Source organism: Coprococcus sp. ART55/1 (genome assembly GCF_000210595.1).
In the GTDB taxonomy this organism is placed as follows: Bacteria; Bacillota; Clostridia; order Lachnospirales; family Lachnospiraceae; genus Coprococcus; species Coprococcus aceti.
Map to the genome: position 1 here is coordinate 2,648,065 of NC_021018.1, position 859 is coordinate 2,648,923.

At 32.5% G+C, this 859-nt stretch carries 1 protein-coding gene; it reads left to right on the forward strand.

Going from position 1 to position 859, the window contains the following annotated elements; translation table 11 throughout:
- A partial coding sequence (locus CCU_RS11905) for a restriction endonuclease subunit S (RefSeq protein WP_208896216.1) occupies nucleotides 1–859 on the forward strand: 859 nt, incomplete at both ends.

The window sequence follows — 859 nt, forward strand, 5'->3', positions numbered from 1 at the left end:
TATTATTAAAGCAGAAGATTTTTGTGCAGGTGTTACTGATGGAACTCATGATTCGCCTAAAGCAGTAGATGAAGGCCGTTATCTTATTACATCTAGACATTTGGGTGAATATGAAATTGATTTTAGCACTGCTAAGCAAATTTCTGAAGAGGATTATCAAAAGATAATAAAAAGAAGTACTGTAGGACAGTGGGATATTTTATTTAGTATGATTGGTACTATTGGTAATACATATTTAGAAAAAAATGAGTGTGTAGATTATGCGTGTAAAAACATGGGAATCTTTCAAATGGGTGGAGATAAAGAAAATGCGTTATGGCTCTATTTTTATCTAAAATCTCCGCAAGCCAAGGAATATGTTTTTAAACATTTAAGAGGTTCAACACAACAATACTTACCTCTTGGTGGGCTTAGAGATTTTCCAATACCTGTACCTAAAAAGAATATACGAGAAAAGATTGTAAGTGTTCTTAAGACAATTGATGATAAAATTGAGAATAATAATCAGATTAATAGGAATTTATCGGAGCAGATGCAAGCTATTTTTGGATCAATCTTTTATTCAGAAATGGAGAAAGAAAATAAAGCTAGTCTTGGAGATTACCTGTATATCAAGGGGCGGATTGGATGGAAAGGATTGAAGAAAGAAGAATATCTTTCCGAGTCTGAATATCGTATTATTAATGGAGAATCATTAACGGTAACTGGCATTGATTGGAATAAAGCGGGATATATCTCAGAGGAAAGATACATAGAATCACCAGAGATTATGCTTCAAGAAGGAGATATTCTTATTTCTAAGGATGGAACGATTGGAAAAATTGGTTATGTAAATAAGTTAGATAAACCTACATCTGTT